This is a genomic window from Streptomyces sp. NPDC101166, assembly GCF_044768125.1.
Classification (GTDB): domain Bacteria; phylum Actinomycetota; class Actinomycetes; order Streptomycetales; family Streptomycetaceae; genus Streptomyces.
This window is the reverse complement of sequence record NZ_JBIWPF010000064.1, coordinates 1-2,210: the sequence shown is the minus strand read 5'-3', so window position 1 is coordinate 2,210 and position 2,210 is coordinate 1. Positions and strand designations below refer to the sequence as shown.

Genomic DNA, 2,210 nt, shown 5'->3' with positions numbered 1-2,210 from the left:
CGTCTTGACCGGCTTCAGCATCGGGCGCTCGTGCCAGGTGAGGTCGGTGGGAATGCCCATCCAGTTGAGGCCCTCGATCATGATGAGCAGATTCGGGTTGGCGTCCTTCAGGATCCGGTCACCCGCCTCGTGCGCGGCGGCCTCCCAGTCGTGGTCGTCGCCCATGCCCCAGTTGGGGTTGTCCCAGGTGTCGCGACGTACCTCGTTGCGCAGGTCCGCTCCGATGACACCCGGATCGCCCTTGTAGCGGGCGGCCATGAACGCCCAGTCACTCACCCACTTGGCGGTGTCCTGCCCGGAATTCCAGCGTTCGTTGCCGTCCACCGCGCAGCACCACCGTGTGGAGGTGGTGTGGTTGTTGAGGATGACGCCGAGCCCGGCCCCGGTCAGTGCCGCGACCGCCTTGTCGTACACCTCGAGCGGCTTCAGCCCGTTCAACCCCGGATTGGCGGTGAGGCCCTTGACCGGACGGCTGTCGGTGATCATCTCGTTGGAGAAGGGCAGCCGGATGCTGTTGAGGCCCAGCTCCTTGAAGTCCCCGACGATCTTGTCCAGCGGCACTCGATCCAGGCCCAGCGGGGCGCGATGCCCGGTCTCCTGGGAGAAATTGTTCGCCGGATCCTCGTCGTCGCCGCTGCCGGTCCAGGTGCCGCTGGAGCCGTGCCAGTTGCCGGACTTCAGCTTCACCCGATTGCCGGACTCGTCGACGATGTAGCGGCCGCGGGTGTTCAGCGGGCCTTTGAGACCGGCGGGCGCGGCCTGCGCGACCGGTTCGAGATGAACGGCCGGGGCCATCAGCAGCCCGGCGGCCAGGAGTAGAACAGTGAAAACCCTCATCGGCCCTCGAATTCTCTTGCTTAACGATTGCTGAGAAACGTTAGTTCGCAAGGAAATCGAGGAGAAATCAGTGTTTCTCGGACTTTGACAAGATTCGATTGTCAATCAGAGGTGCGGCGGCACCGTGCAATCCGTGAAATCCGGTTTTTCCAGTTGGGTGACCAGATCGGGATGGGTGTCGCGAACGCATCGGGCGACCTCGACGAACGACCGGACCAGCGCGGATTCGTGGGCGGTGCGCCAGCCGACCGCCACGTCATTGGGCTGGACATCGGCGATCGGCAGCAGGCGTACGCCCGGGAAGGGGATCCAGCGCGCGCAGGCCACGGTCAGTACGACGCCGACACCGGTCGCGACCTTGTGCAGCTCCTCCAGCAGGGAGTTCGACCGGGACACCACCGGCGCCGGGGTTCCGCTGCGGTAGGAGTCCAACTCCCAGAACGCGTTCCACACCGGATCGGTGGTGGCGGCCCCGAGGATCGGTTCCTCGAGCAACTCATGGGCGAACACCTGCTGACGGTCGGCGAGTCGATGTGTGGTCGGCACCATCACCATGAGCGGTTCGGAGAACAGGGTCTCGAACTGCACACCGTCATCGATAAACGGCCTGCGGGCGAATGCAACATCCACCGACCCGCTGGCCAGCCCTGCCGAGGGATCCTCGTAGGTGAAGTGTCGCAACTCCACAGTGATCCCCGGATGGCGTTGCCGGAAGGTCGACAGGATCGGCTCGGTGAGGGTCAGCGCCGCCCCCTCGAGCGCGCCCAGCACCAGGCGGTCCTGTTCGCCGCGGTGCACCGAGCGGGCCCGCTCGACCGCTACGTCCAGTCCGGTCAGCGCGCCCCGCACATCGCGCAGGAAGACCGCGCCGGCGGCGGTCAGTTCGACATTGCGGGTGGTGCGGGAGAACAACACCACGTCCATCGCGTGTTCCAGCTGTTTGATCTGGGTGCTCAAACCCTGCTGCGAAACGTGTAATCGCTGCGCCGCGCGGGTGAAACTCAGCTCCTCCGCGACAGCGATGAAGTATTGCAGCTGGCGGGTGTGAACTTCCATGGCGCGCAGTCTAGATGGACTTTCCATCCAGGCGGAAGCTTTTCCGGAAGCCTCCACGGTCATTGACAAATCGGGGTTGTGAATCGCCGCCGCGGAATGATTTCTCTTCCGCACCACCATGCACTACCGTTTACCGGGCGTTCACCGCGGCCGGAATAGGAAGTATTCAGTATCCCATTCGCGCTCCGGTTCCCTTGCACATTTGTTCCTGAGCGATCCGGTAGCGGAGGAAGCCTGTGACGAATTGGAATGCCCTGGTGGGCAAGCTGTTCACCCTGCAGTGCGACGTCGCGGAGCGCCTCGGCGAACCGGACCTG

General features: G+C 64.3%; 2 protein-coding genes. Both read right to left on the bottom strand.

Annotation, left to right across the window (positions count from 1 at the left end):
* Nucleotides 1–837: glycoside hydrolase family 5 protein (locus ACIRS4_RS36255; protein ID WP_404204221.1), on the bottom strand; the 837-nt coding region annotated here is incomplete at its 3' end.
* A 105-nt stretch (nucleotides 838–942) separates the two neighbouring features.
* The gene (locus ACIRS4_RS36250; protein ID WP_404204219.1) at nucleotides 943–1,893 is read right to left on the bottom strand and encodes a LysR substrate-binding domain-containing protein; all 951 of its coding nucleotides are present in this window, start codon (nucleotides 1,891–1,893) and stop codon (nucleotides 943–945) included.
* Nucleotides 1,894–2,210: the final 317 nt, after the last annotated feature.